Below are 17,077 nucleotides of genomic sequence, written 5' to 3' on the forward strand. Positions count from 1 at the left end.
ATTGCTAAGGTTGCGCGCGGCCGAAACGAGAACGATCAATGAAAATCAAGGATATCCGCACCCATATTTTGCAGGCCACGCTGTCGCAGCCCTTTGCCTATTCGCGGGCGTGGTACGACACGCGCACCGCCATGCTGGTCGAGATCGAGACCGACGGCGGCCTGATCGGCTGGGGCGAATGCTACGGCCCCGCGGCGATCAATTCGGCCGTGGTGAAGAGCGTCGCTCCCTGGCTGATCGGCGAGGACCCGCTGCGCACCGATTTTCTCTGGCAGACCGTCTACGCAAGGCTGCGCGACCACGGCCAAAAGGGCGTCGTCATCGAGGGGCTGAGCGGCATCGACATCGCGCTGTGGGACATCAAGGGCAAGCATTTCGGCGTCCCCGCGCACCAGTTGCTCGGCGGCCGCGTTCGCAGCGAAGTGCAGGCTTACGCCACCGGGCTCTATCGGCGCAAATCCGGTGATCCGCAGCGTTACCTCGCCGAGGAGGCTGCGGGCTACGTTGCCGAAGGATTCAAGGCGGTGAAGCTGAAGGTCGGCTTTGGCGTCGAAGAGGACGCCGCGGTGACGCGCGCGGTGCGCGAGGCGATCGGGCCCGGCATCGCCCTGATGGTCGATGCCAACCACGCCTATGACGCCACGGCCGCGATCCGTCTCGGCCGCATGATCGAGCCGCACGACATCGGATGGTTCGAGGAGCCGGTGCCGCCGGAGGATCTGGCTGCTTACCGCGAAGTGAGGTCGGCGCTATCGATTCCGATCGCCGGCGGCGAGTGCGAATTCACCCGGTTCGGTTTTCGCGACATTCTCGTCTCGCGTGCGATGGACATCATTCAACCGGACACCTGCGCGGCCGGCGGCCTGTCCGAATGCAAGAAAATCGCCGACATGGCCGAGGCGTGTGGTATCAGGTACAATCCGCATGTCTGGGGCACCGGCATTGCGATTGCCGCCTCGCTGCAACTGCTCGCGGTGCTGCCGACGCATACCCCAAGCTCGCTTGCCCCGTTGCAGCCAATGCTGGAGTTCGACCGCACCGAACATCCGATCCGTCAGGCGATCCTGAAGCGGCCAATCGAACACGAGCGCGGCATCGTCCGCGTGCCCGACGGCCCCGGACTCGGCGTCGAGGTGGACCGCGAGGCGCTCGCGCGGTTTGCGGTGAAGTGAAGGTCCGTTGCCTACGCGGTTGCCGGGCCGGCATTCAGCAGCTGGGAAACCGCTGTGACGAGTTGCGCCGGCGCGAACGGCTTCTGCAACAGCACGCTGTTGGGCACGCCCCGCGATGACCATTCATCCGCAGCCAGGCCCGTCATGTAGATGACCGGACAATGCGGGTCGATCTCCCTGACCTGCCGCGCCACGTCCCAGCCGTTCATCGTGCCCTTCAGGCTGACATCGGTGACGAGCGCCCGGTAGTTCTTGACCCGGCCCCTGACCAGGGTCAGCGCCTCTTCGCCCGATGACAGAATGTCGGTTGCAAAACCGCCTTCCATCAGCGTCGCCTCAACGACGTCCTGCAGCGGGTACTCGTCTTCGACGACTAGAATGAGTGGCAATTCCGACAACGCTAACCTCTGGCTTGATCGACCGTATTGGGTAAGGTGCGCGGCGCGCCGGCGCCTGCGCCGTTCAACCAACCGGAATCCTGTTCAGTCCATAACGTTGGCAAGATGATGACCTGCCGGACGCATAACAGGCATCGAGATTGACCACTGCGCTATTCGCCGCCCCGGAACCGTAGTACGGCGCTGGTTCATCAATTCGTGAACGGTGATGGCGTTCCCGCCGCATGTCTGTTTTTGCGCGATTTACGCCATTTCGGGTCGGCCATGCGCGCAGTAGCTTGCGCGCCAAATCGCAATGAATGTCAGAGCCAAGCAACCATGAACTGGCGACTTGCAAGATGGATCGGCCTCGGCGTCCCGGCACTGTTCGCACTCGTCTTTGCGGGCTGGATTTTCACGCTGCCTCCGGCGGTCTCGTTTGCGGCCGCGCCGCCGATCGCGAAAGAGGAGGCCGAGGCCACCATTGCCGCGCTGAAGCCGCCGAAGCGCCAACGTCCGCTGATCGCGATCATCGGCATCAATGACGCCACCGAGACCACCGACTATCTGATGCCCTATGGCATCCTGCGGCGCGCCGATGTGGCCGATGTGGTGACGCTGGCAACCAATCCGGGTCCGATGTCGCTGTTCCCGGTGCTCAAGGTGCAGCCGCAGGCGACCACCGCTGATTTCGACGCGCAGCATCCTGATGGAGCCGACTATGTCATCGTCCCCGCCATGAGCCGGGACGACGATCCGTCCGCGCTGCAATGGATCCAGAGCCAGGCCGCCAAGGGCGCGATCGTCATCGGCGTCTGTGCCGGGGCAAAAGTCGTCGGCGACGCCGGATTGCTCCACGGCAAGCGGGCGACGACGCATTGGTATTCGCTGAAGGAATTGCAGGGCAGGCATCCGTCGATCCGCTATGTCGCCAATCGGCGGCTGGTGGTCGACGGCGCCGTTGCGACGACGACGGGAATATCAGCGTCGATGCCGATGTCGCTGACCCTGATCGAGGCCATCGCCGGCCGCGACAAGGCCAAAGCCGTCGGGCGAGACATCGGCCTTGCCGACTGGGACGCGCGTCATGACAGCAGCGCCTTTCAGTTCACGCGCCCATTCGCGCTGACGGCGATGCGCAATGTCCTGGCCTTCTGGAATCGCGAGCAGCTTGGCATCGAACTTTCGCCTGGTATGGACGAAGTGTCGCTGGCCCTCGTCGCGGACGCCTGGTCACGTACCTACCGCTCACGCGCAATGACATTTGCCGCTACCGCCGGCGCGCAGGAAACCCGCAACGGCCTTCGCATTGTGCCCGATGAGGTCGCCGCCAACTGGCCCGCGGAGCGGCGACTGCCTGATATCGGCGCCTCGCCGCCGGCCAAGGCGCTGGACCAGACGCTGGCTGCAATCGAGGCGCGCTACGGTGAGCCGACAGCCGACTTCGTCGCGATGCAGCTGGAATATCCGAGGCAAAGCGGGACGCGATGATTGCGTTCACGCAACTTCGCCTACTTGGGCTCCGGCTCAACCAAACCCGCACCTGGATCCTGCAACTTTCCGGCGGCCGAAAGCTTCACGGCCGCGCCCAACGCATGGGCGACGTTCACGACTTCCTGCTGAAACGCCTTGTCTTCGTCCAGGGCCTGGTGCGCGGTCGCGTAGGGCTCCATGTAGCCGATGTAGCCGTCCCGCTCCGCCATGCCGCCCGCCGAGATCAGCGACATGTCGGTCAGCCAGTCCGCAAGCGAACGGCGCAACGTTTCAGCGCCGACACTGTCGCCATGCGCCACGATGCCGAAATGCCGGCCGGCGAGATGCCGCGGATAAGGCCAGCCCTTCAGTTCGAGCGTCTTCGCTTCGATGGCTTTCTTGCCGTGCGTGGAGGTGGGATCGGGATTGCCGCCGTCGGCGCACACCAGCCGATCCATCATCGCCTTCAGCGCCGTCGGGACATGATACCAGTTCACCGGCGTGATGATCATGATGCCGTGCGCGGCGACCCATTGCGGATAGATCTCGTTCATCCAGTCGTCGGTCTGCCCGAGCGCATAATTGGGATAGCAGCTGCACGGCCAGTGACACAGCGCCATCGAGGTCGAGACGCAGGATTTGCAAGGGTGGATTTGCCGGCCGAATTCCGACGTCAGCCGTGACAGGTCGAGAATGTCGACGGCAAATCCCATCCCCGAAAACACCGGCTCGGCGAGCTTGACGAGACGCCAGGTCTTGGACATCTCGCCCGGGCAGGTATGCTCGCTGCGCGAGGACCCGCTGATGATCAGGATGCGCCTTTGTTCATTTGCATCGTCATGACGTCGCTGCGCAGCTAGAATCGCTTCACGCGCAGCGAGCCAGTCGACGGAAAGTTCGTAAGTGGGATCGGCAAATTCCGGACCCGCCTTGCGCGTCACGGGCGCCTTGCGCGAGTGCGCGTAGGCGTCCCATGCCGCACCGATGATGGCGTCGAGTTCGCGTTGCAGCGGTGCGAAAACCGGGTCGGCAAACCGCCGGCGGTAGCGTTTCTCGAATTCATCGCGGCCGAGCTTGACGGGCGGCATCCCTTTCCGAACATCGAGCTCGGTCATGATCGATCCCAGTTGTTGTCAGCACTATCAACATTTGCGCGGCCCGGCTGGTTCCCATCACCCGAAGTGCTGAATCATTCGTTCAAGGCTTTGTCGTCGTTCGGCGGTAGCGGAGGTAGACTCCCAATTCGCGCACGGAAAAGCGCCGCTCGCAGAAGCGCTTACCTTGAGCGAGCGAGGGTTGGACTCGCACCTGCTGTTGGGGCAATCTGGAAAACATACTTGCAGCCATTGCGCGCACAAACGGGAGCTTCCATGAGCGCTATCAATCGCATTCCTTACGGACTATCGGCCGTTGCGGCTTGCTTCTTCACCTTCGCCGCGCCGGCCGGCGCACAACAATTGGCGACCAACGGGATCGGCGTCGCGTCTTGTGAAAAGCTCGCCAGGGACATGAATCCGGCAGAGGGCTTCAACAATGTGACCAACTCCCTGATCTTCTATTGGGTCCAGGGTTACATGAGCGCCGCCAACATCGCGCTGCTGGAGGGCGACAGCCAGTATGTCGATCTCTATTTGATGAACGAAAAGAAGATCCTCCCGCTGATCTACGAATTCTGCCAGAAGAACCCGGGCAAGAAGCCGATCAGCGTCATCGATCAACTGATCGAGGATACCGACAAGGTCGAAGGCAAGTGGAAGAGCGGCACCGTCCCCTGGGCCGCGGACGACGATTAGAATTCGTTTCCCCAGAGGCGGTACACATAGCTCCCGGTTATGCGCTCGTGTCGGTCCTCTCGGCTTGGGCGCCAGCTGCGGTTTTCGGCTCGTCGATTTGCTCCGCCAGCAGCCTCAACTGTTTGCTGCTTTTTCTTAGAGCGTTTTCCAGCGAAGTGGATACCGGTTCGCGTCAAGAAAACGCGTCAAATCAAGAATCTAGAGCCCCGTCCCGATTCAATCGGAACGGAAAAGGCTCTAGGCACGCTGCAGCCGCAGCCCGCAGCATGCGGGCTCTTTTCCTTACAACATGACGCGTTGCAGCTGCTTTGATTCAGCTATGCGACGGGCGCCGACGGGAGCGAATGCTCGAGGAAAAAACGCAGCATTTCCCTTGTGGCATCGGGTCCTCGCGGATCAGTATAGGAGCCCGCGGGGCTGCCTCCCGACCATGCGTGTCCGGCACCGTGCACATTCCAATGCTCCAACATTGCGCGCCCGTTCGCGTCGCTATGAATCGTGCGGGTATAGGCATGGCCTCCCGCAACCTGCCCGCGGTGCACCTTCTCTTGTGTCCTCCTCGTTCTCATAGACTGGAGAATTTGGTCGCCGTTGTTTGGATGCACCGTAGTGTCGCGATCGCCGTGAAAAACAATGGTCGGGACAGGTGGTCCGTCACCTGAAATGACGCTACCGGGGCTGCCACCTTGCCGCATGGCGGCAAATGCAGAGGGTATGTCAGTGGCGGCCCCGCAGGCGAGGCCGGAATGGATTCCAACCGCCGCATACAGATCTTTGTAGGTTGCTCCCATGATAGCCGCAGCGGCGGCCCCGGCCGACAGGCCGCCGACATAGACGCGCCTTTGATCGACCGAATAGTCGTGCATGATTTGACGCGTGATACCTGCGATAAGCGAGGGTTCACCTCTGTCCCGCTGCTGGTCTGCCGTGCGAAACCAATTCCAGCATTTCGCCTGGTTGGCCTTGCTGTGCTGTGCAGGATAGACCACGAAGCAATTTTGTTCTTCTGCAGCAAAGTTCATTCTGGTACCGGCGGCGAAATCGTCCGGTGACTGGGTGCAGCCGTGAAGCATGACGACCAAAGGAAGCGGTTGTCCCTGATAGCGGCTGGGGATGAAAAGCCTGTAGGCGCGACTCCCCGCCGGATTGCTGTAGGCACCCTCGATGAACCTCGCGCCCGCCGGCATGATGTCCGGCATGGACAGCGGCGTGCGATTCAATACACCTCGCAGCCCGATCCCCGAGGGCTCCTTTGCGCGATTCAGCAGCGCTCGGGGCATGCGCGGTTGGGAAGATGCGGACCCAGCCAATTGTGGACTATCCGTCTCCTCAATGGCATTGGCCTTGGCGTCGATGATCATCGCACCGCTGTGCCATGTCGCGTCTGGCGCGCTCTCCCCACGAAGCATGCGCTGAAGGAGTGCGGTGGCCTCAACGAGTTGGCCCGCGCGCGTGAGGCGGGTGGCTTCGCGAACAATGTCCTGCCTAATCATGCCGTCACCGCATCCGGTCGGCGAGAGCGGCTTTGACCGCCGGACTGGCATGCAAAGCTCCCAGCACGGAGACGGAGGCTATGGTCGCGCGCGCCAGCTCGGGCGTGACGTCTTGGGCGATACTGGCAAGGCCAAGGACATTGATGTGAAGTGTCTCACCGGCTCGTCGCGCTGCTTCAAGGTCCTCGCGGCTGTAGTTCCGCAGACCGAGGTCCAGACTTTTCCGTGCCGTTGACTGCCTTACAACGTCTGCGTGACGTTCGAGTTGGTTCCGGATCGCCGTCCGGATGAAATCAGTTCGGTTCGAGTAGAATCCTTCCTGAACCATTAGATCGACATGACCAAGGTCGACATAACCAAGATTGATCGTGATTTTTTCGGTGTCAGGGGGCTTAGGTCGAAACTCCTGCACATTGCTCGCCGCCATCAGTTAACTCCATACGCCATCTGTATGGATGTTATGTGGATGGTCTGGCGCGCCAATCAAGGTCAGAACCTCTAGGTTCGGCAAAAAAACGGCCCGCCGGAGCGGGCCGTCTCGTGGTTTCGCCTATCGAACTCCGCCGCCGTACAGCGCGCGTTCCTTTCGGACCTCATCCGCGCCGTAGGGCTTGCTGGCGGGATCGAACGACTTCCACCCGGTCTTCTGCCAGGCGGCGCTGCGGTCGCGCAGGTTGACGGCGGATTCGTTCAATGCCGTCTCAAAGCGGGAACGATCCGCATCGGCAATGCGTGCCGACACCAGCGTGCCGCCTCGACGAATGCCCTCGGCGTAGGAGTGAGCATCGGCTTCCGAAACACCGGCTTGCGTGAGCGCGCCGACGATGCCGCCGGTCGCCGCACCTGCGGCCGCCCCAACCGCCGTTGCGGCCAGCCAACCGGCCGCAACAACGGGCCCCAGTCCGGGGATCGCCAGCAAGCCTAGTCCGGCCAGCAGGCCGGCTGCGCCACCGACGCCGGCGCCGATGCCGGCACCCGTGCCGGCACCTTCTGCGCGGTCGTCGGTGCCATCGCGGTCGCGATCTACCTTCTTGTCGGTGTTGAACCAGCCGTCGGAATTATTGGCGACCAGGCTGATGTCCGAGTGCGGCACGCCGGCGGTTTCGAGCCGTTGGACGGCTTGCCGAGCGTCAGCGTGATTGTCGTATAGGCGAGAGATTGTGACGGTCATTTTTATTGTTCCTTACTTGGCAGTATTGACGTTGCCTTGAAAATCGACGCTCACCGCAGTAGCGGACCCGCTCTTGCTGGCCTTGCCGCGCCACACGCCATTGTCGTCCTTCTTCAGTTCGGTGACGTTGGTGTAGCCGGCATCCTCGATTTTCGACTTGGCTTGTCCTTCGGTAAAACTGTTGCGACCCGCGACAGGAGCGTTGGAGTTGTTTTGTCCGGCGCTGTTGACCGCGTTGTTGTTTGGTCCGGGCTGCGCCGGCGGATTTTGCGCCGAGGCCGTGGTGGCCGCCAGCAATCCGATACAAACGAAAAGAACTGAGCGTTTCATAATTTTCTCCAGAGTTTCAGGAGCGGGCCTAATCTCTCGTTATGTCTTTGGTTCCTCGCGTCGCGACGTTATGCGTCTTTCGTCCGGCGCCACGAGACCGGTCAGTATGATCGTTGGCGGGCCTTCGGGCCTGTGAGCGCCGCCGCTGCGCGAATGGACAAATCTTTTTAAAACGACGGGCGATGCCATCTGACGGCTGGCGTGGAACCCGGCAGGAACTGGAACGTTACAGGCGCGGTGATTCAGTGATTCAACGAAGGAGACAAACATGTCCCGCGGGATGCCATCGATGACGGCGCTATTGGGCTTGCTCGCGTTGGCGGGCTATCAGAACAGGGACAAGATCGCCGAGATGCTGAAAGGCGCGACCGGCAATGCGCAGCCGGGGGCCGGCGGCCAGCAAGGTCCGTTGGGCGGCCTGCTCGGCAATCTCAGCGGGGCTTTGGCCGGCGGCGGCGTCGGCGGATTGCTGGGCGGTGGGCTGGGCGAGTTGCTCGAACGCTTCAAGCAGAACGGCCAGGGCGATGCCGCCGAGTCGTGGGTCAGCAAGGGACCGAACAAGGAGCTTCCTGCCCCGCAACTGAAACAGGCCATCGGCGCGGATGTGCTGGCCGAGCTGGAACAGCAGACCGGCCTGTCGCAGGAGGAACTCCTGGCAAGGCTTTCACGCGAACTCCCCACTGCCGTCGATAAATATACGCCCGACGGACGCCTTCCGAGCTGACGCTCACAAACTGAGGATTTTGATATGGGCATTATCTGGACGATCATTATTGGCTTCCTGGCCGGCGTGATAGCGAAGTTCATCATGCCCGGAGACAACGAGCCCTCGGGGTTCATCCTCACGACGATACTCGGCATCGTCGGCGCGTTTGTTGCGTCGTATCTCGGCCAGGCACTCGGCTGGTATCGGCCCGGCGAGGGCGCCGGCCTGATCGGCGCGGTCGTGGGCGCTATCGTGGTCCTGCTTATCTACAGCATGGTTGCAGGTCGCCGCCGCGCGATCTGAGCGTGGTCACCTTTTTCGTCATGGCCGGGCATAGCCGTCTGTAGGACGGCGTCGCCTCCGCTCGCCTATGTCCCGGCCATCCACGTCTTTCTTGCCCGATGGAAGCAAGACGTGGATGCCCGGCACCCGTCTCCGCTAGGGCTTCGACGGGGCCACGAGTGGTCGGCCCGCCGAAGCTTTAGCGAAGGCGGCAAGGCCGGGCGTGACGGTGTTCGGTAAAAGGCGCTATTTCCTTGGAAGCATCAGCTGACTGCGGCAATCTGGCGCGACGGGCAAATCACTTCTGATATTCAAAAATCGTGTCAAGTCCTAAATTTCCGAAAATCGAAAATATTCGGCTTCCCTTCCACCCCAAATCACCTGCACATAAATAACCATCCCGTCCCATTCAGAGGGGCGTCGGCCGTCGTCATGACGAGGGGCGGGGATGCGGTGGACGCTGATGTTGCGATTGACGGTCGCGGCAAAGGCGTACGGTGAAAGCGTGTGGTCCTGGCGCCCGTAACGGCGTCAAGCCTTTCGGGAGCTAACGCTTCCGGGGGGTGACGGTGGCAATAGAGGCCGTCTCACCGGGGAGAGCGCGTTATAAGCCGTAAAGCCATTGCGCAGGGAATGTCGGATCGCCTCCGCTGCCCTGTATGCTCATGTGCAGCATTCTTATGCACAATCGCACATGAGACCGCGGGTGCAGCGCGCATCCGGCATTCCCTGCGCCCTCTGATTGGAGAGGGTAAGGAAATTACCAGCAAAGCTCGGGCGCAATGCGCCGCGAGAATGCGAAGCCACGCTTACCGCTGTCATCGTCCGCGAAGGCGGGCGATCCAGTATTCCAGAGACACCGATGATAGAACCGAGAAGCCGCGGCGTGCTGGATCCCCCGCTTTCGCGGGGGATGACAGCATTGGGTGGAACAGTTCTCTCGTCGTCCCGGACAAGCGAGCAAAGCGAGCGCCGATCCGGGACCCATACGCCGCGGCCCATCGGTCAGCGCTCTGGCGTTAGAGACCTTCTGCAAACAATGACTGCCGCGGCGTATGGGTCCCGGCTCAAGGCCGGGACGAGAATTGAGACTTGGGCGGTACCTACCTCAAATCCCCGCCGGTTCCTTCACATGCTCGATTTCCGGCAACGGCGCGCCGGCGATCATGGCTTCGAAGCCGCGCAGACGTTGATAGATCGAGATCAGGTCGACGATGGTGGTCCAGGAGTTGATGAGTATCTGGAACGCGTTTCTCACTTGCGTGAACGCATTGAGGATCTGCTGCAGCAAACCCAGCGTGAGCTTGCCGGCGACGATCGTCGGCGCCAGCAGGATGTAGGGAAAGACGACGTCGGTCTGCAAATAAACGTAGCGACCGACGTTGAAGTACAGGAAGTTCAGATAGAGCCGGAAATAGTTCTTTCGAATATGCCGGAACAGCTCAGCCAGCGTTGCCGGATCGGCGCGTTCTACATTGTCTTCGCCGAGCACGAGCTCCTTGCGGTAGGCGGCTTCGACGCGCTGATTGAAGAATTCGATGCCCGGCAGTTTGATTCCGATCAGCGCCAGCGCTCCGGTTCCGAAGATCGACCAGACGATTGCAGCGATCACCAGCGGATAAGGGATCGCGCCGACCAGCGGCAGTTCGCTGACGTAACTGGAAAGTCTGAGCAGTACCGGCAGGAAGGCGATCAGCGTCAGTATCGCGCTGATGAAGTTGACGCCGAGCTGTTCGGTGATGGAAGCAAAGCGCATAGTGTCTTCTTGAACGCGCTGCGAGGCGCCTTCGATCGTGCGAAGCTGCGGCCAGTTGGCGACGTAGAAGTCATTCATGGCCGTCCGCCAGCGGAAGATGTAGTGGCTGACGAAAAACCGTGTCATGACGGCGACGACGACCGCGACCAGGGCGATGCCGGCAAAGGTCGCCATTACGCCGTAGATCTCTTCGACCGTGACTGGCCTCGATTTCGAAACAGCGGCCTGGATCAGGTCATAGAACGGTCCGTACCAGACGTTGACGGCGACGCTTACCTGGACCTGAAAATAGGTGGCGAACAGGATCAGCGCGGAGCCCAGAATGGACCAGATCGCCCAGGGATGCGGCGCGAACCACATCCAGAAGGCTGCGAAGAGGCCGACGAAAATCGCGAAGTAGAGATCGAACCACAGCGAACGCACCGACCAGAAGGTCGCGACGCCGACAACGGGTTCCGAAGATCCGTACAGTTCGCTGGCGTAACTATACCAGAGCGTCATCGCCAACGCAGCCCACAGGGTCGCGGAGATGAAGAAGATCTTTGGGCGGGGGAAGAATGAAACGAACATTCGGTTATCTCTCAGGTCAGAGGATTTGCGGGGCTGTCGTCATTCCGGGGCGACGCGCAGCATCGAACCCGGAATCTCGAGATTCCGGGCCTGGTGTTAACGCACCATCTACGATGCGCAATTGCGCATCGGAGAATGACGGCCTCAAAGCGACGACATACAAAAATCTTCAACGCTCACAACTCTCTCGCATTGCTGAACGCGAACGACGACACGCGCCGCGTATTCTCATCCAGGATCAGCGTGCGCGTGATCGGCGGCTCGGCGCGCTGGCTGCAGTTTTCGCGCTCGCAGAGCCGGCAGTTGACCCCGATCGGCGTGCCCTCGGTTTTCTCCAGGTCCATGCCGGCGGCATAGACCAGCTTGGCGGCATGGCGGATTTCGCACCCCAGACCGATCGCAAAGCGCGGCTGCGGCTGCGGATGCGGCGCCACCGGCCGGCGCACCATCTGCGCGATCGAGAAGTAACGTGTGCCATCAGGCAATTCGATGACCTGCTTGAGCAGCCGGTCCGGCGTATCGAAGGTCGAATGCACGTTCCACAGCGGGCAGGTGCCGCCGAATTTCGAGAACGGAAACGTGCCGGAGGAAAACCGCTTGGAAACATTGCCGGCATTGTCGACGCGCAGCAGGAAGAACGGCACGCCGCGCGCGTTCGGCCGCTGCAGTGTGGTCAGCCGATGGCAGACCTGCTCGAAGCCGGCATTGAAGCGCTGCGCCAGCACGTGGACGTCGTAGTTCAGCGCTTCGGCCGCGGAATGAAACGCCTGATAGGGCATCATGGTGGCGGCGGCGAAATAATTCGCCAGCGTGATCCGGTAGAGCCGGCGCGGCGTGTCGTCGAGCGGGCCGGCGCGGTTGACGATGGCATCGATGCTGGCGCTGCATTCGGCAAGCCCGATCTGCAGCGCGAGCTGGAAGGCGCGTCCGGGCCCGTCGACCAGTTCGGAGATCAACAGCTGCCGGCGATGGCGGTCGAAGCGCCGCAGCGTTTCGCGCATCACGTCGACAGGCATGATGCGGGTGACGATCGAATGCTTTTCGCGCAATCGCGCGGCCAGCGCCGCAAACAATTCCTCGGACGGCACGCCGAGTTCGTCGCGCAGGCTTTCCGCGGCCTGCTCGAGTTCGGGGAAGTAATTGCGGTTGGCCTCGATCAGGTCGCGCACGCGCTCGATCGGGTTGGCCTCGAAACGGGTCCCCTCGTCGCGGTCGGCCATTTGGGCTGCGACCAGCGTTTCGCCGCGGCGGGCTTCGGTATAGGCGGCGTACAGCCGTTGTAATGAATGAGTCACACCGGGGCACAATTCGGCGAGATCGCGCAGTTCCTGCTTCGGCAGGTCGATTTGCCGGAACAACGGATCGGAGAAGATCTCGTTCAGTTCGGCAAAAAAACGATCCTCGTCGGCGGTGGCGAGATCACGCAAATCGAGGTCATAGGTCTCCGCCAGCCGGAGCAAAAGCTGCGCGGTCACCGGGCGCTGGTTGCGCTCTATCAGGTTGATATAGCTCGGAGAAATCTCCAGGCCCTCGGCCATCTGGGTCTGCGACAGGCCGAGTTGTTGGCGGATCCGGCGAAAGCGCGGACCGACAAACAGCTTCTTTCCGGAGTCGCTCGCCATGTCAGCCTTTCTGACCGGTTTTGTGACAAAATTGACAAAATGACATCTGTGACAAGTTTAGATGTTACATGACATCACCATTCAAGATCAAGCTATCTATACGAAATCGGGATTCTAGCGTTTAGCTCTCGGTACGTTTTGCAATGCACTGTCATGAATGTCGTTTGGCGGATGCTGCAATTAGTCGTCACCGAAAGGATTAAGCAAATGAACTATCAGCCACGTGGCATCGACCAGGCCATCAAGGGACCCGCTTCCTACGCGAACGAGCTTGCCGCTGCCAAGGCGCTGCTCGAGACCCAGCCGACCTGGAACGGCGTCTCTGCCGAGGCCGTGGCCCGCATGCGCCTGCAGAACCGCTTCAAGACCGGCCTCGACATCGCCCGCTACACCGCGGCGCTGATGCGCAGCGATATGGCTGCCTATGACGCCGATCCGACCAAGTACACCCAGTCGCTCGGTTGCTGGCATGGCTTCATCGCGCAGCAGAAGCTGATTTCGGTCAAGAAGCATTTCGGCGGCAAGACCGATCGCCGCTATCTCTATCTCTCCGGCTGGATGATCGCCGCGCTGCGCTCCGAGTTCGGACCGCTGCCCGACCAGTCGATGCATGAGAAGACCTCGGTGCCGGCGCTGATCGAAGAGCTCTACACCTTCCTCCGTCAGGCGGACTCCCGCGAGCTTAACGATATCTTCCGCGCCATCGACGCCGCCCGCAAGGCCGGCGACAAGGCAAAGGAAAAGGAACTGATCGAAAAGGTCGACAACTTCCAGACCCATGTCGTGCCCGTCATCGCCGACATCGACGCCGGTTTTGGCAATGCGGAGGCGACCTACCTGCTCGCCAAGAAGATGATTGAAGCAGGTGCGTGCGCGCTGCAGATCGAAAATCAGGTTTCCGACGAAAAGCAGTGCGGCCACCAGGACGGCAAGGTGACGGTGCCGCACGAGGTGTTCCTGGCGAAGATCCGGGCGTGCCGCCATGCGTTCCTTGAACTCGGCGTCGAAGACGGCATCGTCGTGACCCGCACCGACTCGCTGGGTGCCGGTCTCACGCAGCAGATCGCTGTCAGCCACAAGCCCGGCGACATCGGCGATCAGTACAACAGCTTCCTGGATTGCGAGGAAGTGACGGCGGAGAACGCCAGGAACGGCGATGTCATCATCAACCGCAATGGCAAGATGCTGCGTCCGAAGCGGCTTGCCAGCAACCTCTATCAGTTCCGTGCCGGCACGGGCGAAGATCGCTGCGTGCTCGACAGCATCACCTCGCTGCAGAACGGCGCCGATCTGTTGTGGATCGAGACCGAGAAGCCGCATATCGAGCAGATCGCCAAGATGGTCGACCGCATCCGCGAGGTCGTTCCGAACGCGAAGCTGGCCTACAACAACTCGCCGTCGTTCAACTGGACGCTCAACTTCCGTTGGCAGGTCTACGACGCGATGAAGGAAGCCGGCAAGGATGTCAGCAAGTACAACCGCGCCGAGTTGATGAAGCCGGAATACGACGATACGCCGCTGGGCATTGAAGCCGACGAGCGCATCCGCACCTTCCAGGCCGATTCAGCCAAGCGTGCCGGCATCTTCCACCATCTGATCACGTTGCCGACCTATCACACGGCAGCGCTGTCGACTGATAATCTCGCGAGGGAGTATTTCGGCGAGCAGGGCATGCTGGGCTATGTGAAGAATGTTCAGCGCCAGGAGATCCGTCAGGGTATCGCCTGCGCCAAGCATCAGAACATGGCCGGCTCCGATATCGGTGACGAGCACAAGGAATATTTCGCCGGGGAAGCCGCTCTGAAGGCGGGCGGCGCCCACAACACGATGAACCAGTTCGGCTAACGCTGGAAACAGGAGACTGACAATGACCAAAGGCAGCAATTTCTGGGTGATCGGCGGTGAGTTCGGGTCGATGAACTTCCACAAGCTCGTGGAAGGCTCGGCCCAGGTTCAGGGCCCGTTCAAGACCCGCAAGGAAGCCGAGGACGCCTGGCGCGTCGTCTCGGAAGAGAACCGCCACAAGGCCGGCGTGCGCTTTTCCATCGTGGAAGAGCCGTCCCGAGTCTCTGCTTGAGCCTCGGCCTGAGCGGCTGCTGCCGATAAACTAGAAGAAACGTCCAAGGACCTGCGAGCAGACGGCCCCATCCGGAATCCCGGGTGGGGCCGTCCGGCTTTTCAACCGAAACCTAAGTCATTGGGAACAAACGACCTTTGCGGAAAACATGGTTACTGCTAGGTTAACCGCCGCCAACCCTTCAGGACAAAGGCGGGTCGCAAGATGTCAGATGTACAGAGTACCGCCCCTATTGAGCCGCAACCGACGCGGCTGCGCGACGCGCTGCGCAAGGCGCGGATCGAGGCCGCCGACCGCACCGGCGTCGTCGTCGAACTGCGCGACGCCGAAGTGGCGCGGCTCGAGATCATGAACGAGGCGCTCGATCCCCTGTTTGCGCAGGTCCCCGAAAAGGTCGACCTGTTCGACCGCGGCGTCAGCCAGGGAGAGACCCCGCGGCTGTGGATCGACGTGGTCGCGCATATCCTGATGGGCCGCGACAAGCGCATCTACCGCTTCGTGCAGGACACCCGCTTCGGCCGTATCGTGCTCGCCGAATCCCATGACGTGCCCGTCATCGTCGATGCCGTCACCGACTATGTCGCGCGCCGCATGATCGAGCGCGAGCATGCGATGGTGGCGACCCCGATGGTCGAGCCGGCAGCGGAAGAGCCGCCGAAACGCCGCGGCGGCTTCGGGATGTTCGTGCTCGGCTTCCTGCTCGGCGCCGCCGCCCTGTTCGGCCTCGCGCTGTTTGCGAGCCTGCAAAATCTCTAGATCAGCTTGGTCTGCCGGATTTGCCGCACGCGCATGTCGTCGCTGATTCCGCGCACGGTCTGCACGCAGCGCCAGTGGTCGCCGTCGCGCTCGATCGAAAACAGATTATAGGCGGCGGCGGGATAGTGCCGGTGCGCCAGTGCCGACGCCGAAGGCACGCCGATCGCGGGAATCTGACGGTCAGTGCCTTCGATCCACATGGTCGAATGGATGTGGTCGTGCCCGTGCAGCACCAATTCCACGCCATGGCGCTTCAAGAGCGCGCGCAGCTGCCGCGAATCCGTCAGCCGCTTGATGCGGGAATCCGAATGCAGCGGGTGATGGACCAGCAACACCCGGAATGCCTGTTCCGACGACAATTGCGTCAGGATTTGATCCAGTCCATCAAGCTGGGCCCGCCCGAGCCTGCCGGTCGCCATCAGCGGCAGCGTCGGCACTGCCGAGGATACGCCGATCAGCGCCAGCGGGCCGCGCCGGCGCACGAACGGAAACGTCGCGCCGTTGGGCCCGGCATCGCCGCGCAGATAGTCGCCGAACGTTCCGGCGAAGCGATGCCGGGTGGCGCGCACATAGGCGTCGTGATTGCCGGGAATGACCGTGACTTCCTGCGGCGCGCCGACGCTTTGAAGCCAGGCCTGCGCCGGCGAGAACTCGGCTTCCAGCGCCAGATTGACCAGATCGCCGGTGACGGCGATATGGTCGGGCTGCTGGACCTGCATGTCCGCGACCAATGCGTCGAGCACCTCGCGGCGGTGGTATTTGTGGCGGTTGCGGGTCCAGTTGAGATAGCCGAGCGCGCGCTTGCCCGCGAGATCGCGAAAGCGTGCCGCCGGCAGCGGCGGCAGGTGCGGATCGGACAAATGCGCCAGCGTGAATGCGGCCATCAAAAACCTCGTCAGGAATCCTTGCCAGAAACCTTGCCAGAAACTCTGCAATGTATTGGCAAGCCAACCGTATCTGCGCAAGGATCAAACATCATGTCCGGCATCTGAGGTATTTGTGACCGCTCTGCAGAATCTTCGAAAACGCTTCGAGCCGCAGCTGCGGCGGGTAATGCATCTCTATTGGCGGATCGCCCGCGGCATGACGCTCGGGGTCCGCGGTGTCGTGCTCGACGGCGGCAACAGGGTGTTTCTGGTCAAACACAGCTATATCTCCGGCTGGCATCTGCCGGGCGGCGGGGTTGAGGTCGGTGAGACATTCCTCGAAGCATTGCGGCGCGAACTCATGGAGGAGGGACGGATCGAACTCACCGACGAGCCGCCCTTGCATGGGCTGTTTTTCAACCTCCACGTATCGCCCCGCGACCATGTCGCGGTCTATGTCGTCAGGCAGTTCCGGCAGGACCGCTTGCCGGAGCCCAACCGCGAAATCGTGGAAAGCGGTTTCTACGACGCCGGTGCGCTGCCGGCCGAGACCACAAAGGGGACGCGGCTTCGGATCGCCGAAGTGCTCGATGGCAAAACGCCGATTGCGACCTGGCGGTGATTTCTGTCCGG

18 protein-coding genes are annotated in these 17,077 nt (G+C 61.7%); 9 read left to right on the plus strand and 9 right to left on the minus strand.

Annotated features, from left to right (window positions below):
- Positions 1-38 precede the first annotated feature (38 nt).
- The gene (locus tag JQ609_RS15115) at positions 39-1,172 is read left to right on the plus strand and encodes a mandelate racemase/muconate lactonizing enzyme family protein (protein WP_212273983.1); all 1,134 of its coding nucleotides are present in this window, start codon (positions 39-41) and stop codon (positions 1,170-1,172) included.
- Between the two features lie 11 nt (positions 1,173-1,183).
- On the opposite strand, the gene JQ609_RS15120 is transcribed toward JQ609_RS15115, so the two are convergent.
- Entirely contained in the window at positions 1,184-1,570 is a 387-nt protein-coding gene (locus tag JQ609_RS15120) for a response regulator (protein WP_212273984.1), read from the minus strand.
- 318 nt (positions 1,571-1,888) lie between these two features.
- On the opposite strand from JQ609_RS15120, the gene JQ609_RS15125 reads away from it, so the two are divergent.
- Positions 1,889-3,040: a DJ-1/PfpI family protein gene (locus tag JQ609_RS15125; protein WP_212273985.1), complete on the plus strand. Its 1,152-nt coding sequence runs from the start codon at positions 1,889-1,891 to the stop codon at positions 3,038-3,040.
- 20 nt (positions 3,041-3,060) lie between these two features.
- Here JQ609_RS15125 and JQ609_RS15130 read toward each other — a convergent pair whose 3' ends face one another.
- A complete protein-coding gene (locus tag JQ609_RS15130) occupies positions 3,061-4,137 on the minus strand; it encodes a flavodoxin family protein (RefSeq protein WP_212273986.1) in 1,077 nt (358 codons plus the stop codon).
- Between the two features lie 255 nt (positions 4,138-4,392).
- Between JQ609_RS15130 and JQ609_RS15135 the strand changes: the two genes are divergently transcribed.
- A complete protein-coding gene (locus JQ609_RS15135) occupies positions 4,393-4,815 on the plus strand; it encodes a hypothetical protein (protein WP_212273987.1) in 423 nt (140 codons plus the stop codon).
- A gap of 317 nt (positions 4,816-5,132) precedes the next feature.
- Here JQ609_RS15135 and JQ609_RS15140 read toward each other — a convergent pair whose 3' ends face one another.
- From JQ609_RS15140 to JQ609_RS15155, 4 genes are all read right to left on the minus strand, one after another.
- Positions 5,133-6,308 carry a PHB depolymerase family esterase gene (locus JQ609_RS15140; RefSeq protein ID WP_212273988.1) on the minus strand — a complete coding sequence of 392 codons (1,176 nt, stop codon included), beginning with the start codon at positions 6,306-6,308 and terminating at the stop codon, positions 5,133-5,135.
- 4 nt (positions 6,309-6,312) lie between these two features.
- Positions 6,313-6,735 carry a CopG family transcriptional regulator gene (locus JQ609_RS15145; RefSeq protein ID WP_212273989.1) on the minus strand — a complete coding sequence of 141 codons (423 nt, stop codon included), beginning with the start codon at positions 6,733-6,735 and terminating at the stop codon, positions 6,313-6,315.
- A gap of 123 nt (positions 6,736-6,858) precedes the next feature.
- The gene (locus JQ609_RS15150) at positions 6,859-7,479 is read right to left on the minus strand and encodes a hypothetical protein (protein ID WP_212273990.1); all 621 of its coding nucleotides are present in this window, start codon (positions 7,477-7,479) and stop codon (positions 6,859-6,861) included.
- Between the two features lie 12 nt (positions 7,480-7,491).
- Complete coding sequence (locus tag JQ609_RS15155; protein ID WP_212273991.1) at positions 7,492-7,809, minus strand: hypothetical protein; 318 nt, start codon at positions 7,807-7,809, stop codon at positions 7,492-7,494.
- A 268-nt stretch (positions 7,810-8,077) separates the two neighbouring features.
- Between JQ609_RS15155 and JQ609_RS15160 the strand changes: the two genes are divergently transcribed.
- Positions 8,078-8,533, plus strand: a complete 456-nt coding sequence (locus JQ609_RS15160; protein WP_212273992.1) for a YidB family protein — start codon at positions 8,078-8,080, stop codon at positions 8,531-8,533.
- A 24-nt stretch (positions 8,534-8,557) separates the two neighbouring features.
- Positions 8,558-8,818, plus strand: a complete 261-nt coding sequence (locus JQ609_RS15165) for a GlsB/YeaQ/YmgE family stress response membrane protein (protein ID WP_212209239.1) — start codon at positions 8,558-8,560, stop codon at positions 8,816-8,818.
- Positions 8,819-9,905: 1,087 nt separating this feature from the next.
- Here JQ609_RS15165 and sbmA read toward each other — a convergent pair.
- Together sbmA and JQ609_RS15175 are read right to left on the minus strand one after the other, a co-directional pair.
- Positions 9,906-11,123 (minus strand): peptide antibiotic transporter SbmA, encoded by a 1,218-nt coding sequence (gene sbmA / locus JQ609_RS15170; RefSeq protein WP_212273993.1) that lies wholly within the window; start codon positions 11,121-11,123, stop codon positions 9,906-9,908.
- 176 nt (positions 11,124-11,299) lie between these two features.
- A complete protein-coding gene (locus JQ609_RS15175; protein ID WP_212273994.1) occupies positions 11,300-12,745 on the minus strand; it encodes a short-chain fatty acyl-CoA regulator family protein in 1,446 nt (481 codons plus the stop codon).
- A 207-nt stretch (positions 12,746-12,952) separates the two neighbouring features.
- Here JQ609_RS15175 and JQ609_RS15180 point away from each other — a divergent pair, with 207 nt between their 5' ends.
- The 3 genes from JQ609_RS15180 (at position 12,953) to JQ609_RS15190 (ending at position 15,578) form a co-directional block, all read left to right on the plus strand.
- Complete coding sequence (locus tag JQ609_RS15180) at positions 12,953-14,590, plus strand: isocitrate lyase (RefSeq protein ID WP_212273995.1); 1,638 nt, start codon at positions 12,953-12,955, stop codon at positions 14,588-14,590.
- Positions 14,591-14,612: 22 nt separating this feature from the next.
- The gene (locus JQ609_RS15185; protein ID WP_108522535.1) at positions 14,613-14,822 is read left to right on the plus strand and encodes a hypothetical protein; all 210 of its coding nucleotides are present in this window, start codon (positions 14,613-14,615) and stop codon (positions 14,820-14,822) included.
- Positions 14,823-15,026: 204 nt separating this feature from the next.
- Positions 15,027-15,578, plus strand: a complete 552-nt coding sequence (locus JQ609_RS15190; protein ID WP_212273996.1) for a hypothetical protein — start codon at positions 15,027-15,029, stop codon at positions 15,576-15,578.
- Here JQ609_RS15190 and JQ609_RS15195 read toward each other — a convergent pair.
- Positions 15,575-16,462 (minus strand): metallophosphoesterase, encoded by an 888-nt coding sequence (locus tag JQ609_RS15195; RefSeq protein WP_212273997.1) that lies wholly within the window; start codon positions 16,460-16,462, stop codon positions 15,575-15,577. The genes JQ609_RS15190 and JQ609_RS15195 overlap by 4 nt on opposite strands.
- A gap of 115 nt (positions 16,463-16,577) precedes the next feature.
- Between JQ609_RS15195 and JQ609_RS15200 the strand changes: the two genes are divergently transcribed.
- Positions 16,578-17,066 carry an NUDIX domain-containing protein gene (locus JQ609_RS15200; RefSeq protein WP_212273998.1) on the plus strand — a complete coding sequence of 163 codons (489 nt, stop codon included), beginning with the start codon at positions 16,578-16,580 and terminating at the stop codon, positions 17,064-17,066.
- The last annotated feature ends 11 nt before the right edge of the window (positions 17,067-17,077 follow it).

The sequence above is a fragment of the Bradyrhizobium sp. AUGA SZCCT0169 genome, from assembly GCF_018130085.1.
In the GTDB taxonomy this organism is placed as follows: Bacteria; Pseudomonadota; Alphaproteobacteria; order Rhizobiales; family Xanthobacteraceae; genus Bradyrhizobium.

Coding starts and splice junctions, on each gene's coding strand:
- JQ609_RS15155 (WP_212273991.1), bottom strand. CDS start 7,809: ATGAAACGCTCAGTTCTTTTCGTTTGTATCGGATTGCTGGCGGCCACC.
- JQ609_RS15125 (WP_212273985.1), top strand. CDS start 1,889: ATGAACTGGCGACTTGCAAGATGGATCGGCCTCGGCGTCCCGGCACTG.
- sbmA (WP_212273993.1), bottom strand. CDS start 11,123: ATGTTCGTTTCATTCTTCCCCCGCCCAAAGATCTTCTTCATCTCCGCG.
- JQ609_RS15185 (WP_108522535.1), top strand. CDS start 14,613: ATGACCAAAGGCAGCAATTTCTGGGTGATCGGCGGTGAGTTCGGGTCG.
- JQ609_RS15135 (WP_212273987.1), top strand. CDS start 4,393: ATGAGCGCTATCAATCGCATTCCTTACGGACTATCGGCCGTTGCGGCT.
- JQ609_RS15195 (WP_212273997.1), bottom strand. CDS start 16,462: ATGGCCGCATTCACGCTGGCGCATTTGTCCGATCCGCACCTGCCGCCG.
- JQ609_RS15175 (WP_212273994.1), bottom strand. CDS start 12,745: ATGGCGAGCGACTCCGGAAAGAAGCTGTTTGTCGGTCCGCGCTTTCGC.
- JQ609_RS15160 (WP_212273992.1), top strand. CDS start 8,078: ATGTCCCGCGGGATGCCATCGATGACGGCGCTATTGGGCTTGCTCGCG.
- JQ609_RS15115 (WP_212273983.1), top strand. CDS start 39: ATGAAAATCAAGGATATCCGCACCCATATTTTGCAGGCCACGCTGTCG.
- JQ609_RS15190 (WP_212273996.1), top strand. CDS start 15,027: ATGTCAGATGTACAGAGTACCGCCCCTATTGAGCCGCAACCGACGCGG.
- JQ609_RS15140 (WP_212273988.1), bottom strand. CDS start 6,308: ATGATTAGGCAGGACATTGTTCGCGAAGCCACCCGCCTCACGCGCGCG.
- JQ609_RS15145 (WP_212273989.1), bottom strand. CDS start 6,735: ATGGCGGCGAGCAATGTGCAGGAGTTTCGACCTAAGCCCCCTGACACC.
- JQ609_RS15130 (WP_212273986.1), bottom strand. CDS start 4,137: ATGACCGAGCTCGATGTTCGGAAAGGGATGCCGCCCGTCAAGCTCGGC.
- JQ609_RS15150 (WP_212273990.1), bottom strand. CDS start 7,479: ATGACCGTCACAATCTCTCGCCTATACGACAATCACGCTGACGCTCGG.
- JQ609_RS15165 (WP_212209239.1), top strand. CDS start 8,558: ATGGGCATTATCTGGACGATCATTATTGGCTTCCTGGCCGGCGTGATA.
- JQ609_RS15180 (WP_212273995.1), top strand. CDS start 12,953: ATGAACTATCAGCCACGTGGCATCGACCAGGCCATCAAGGGACCCGCT.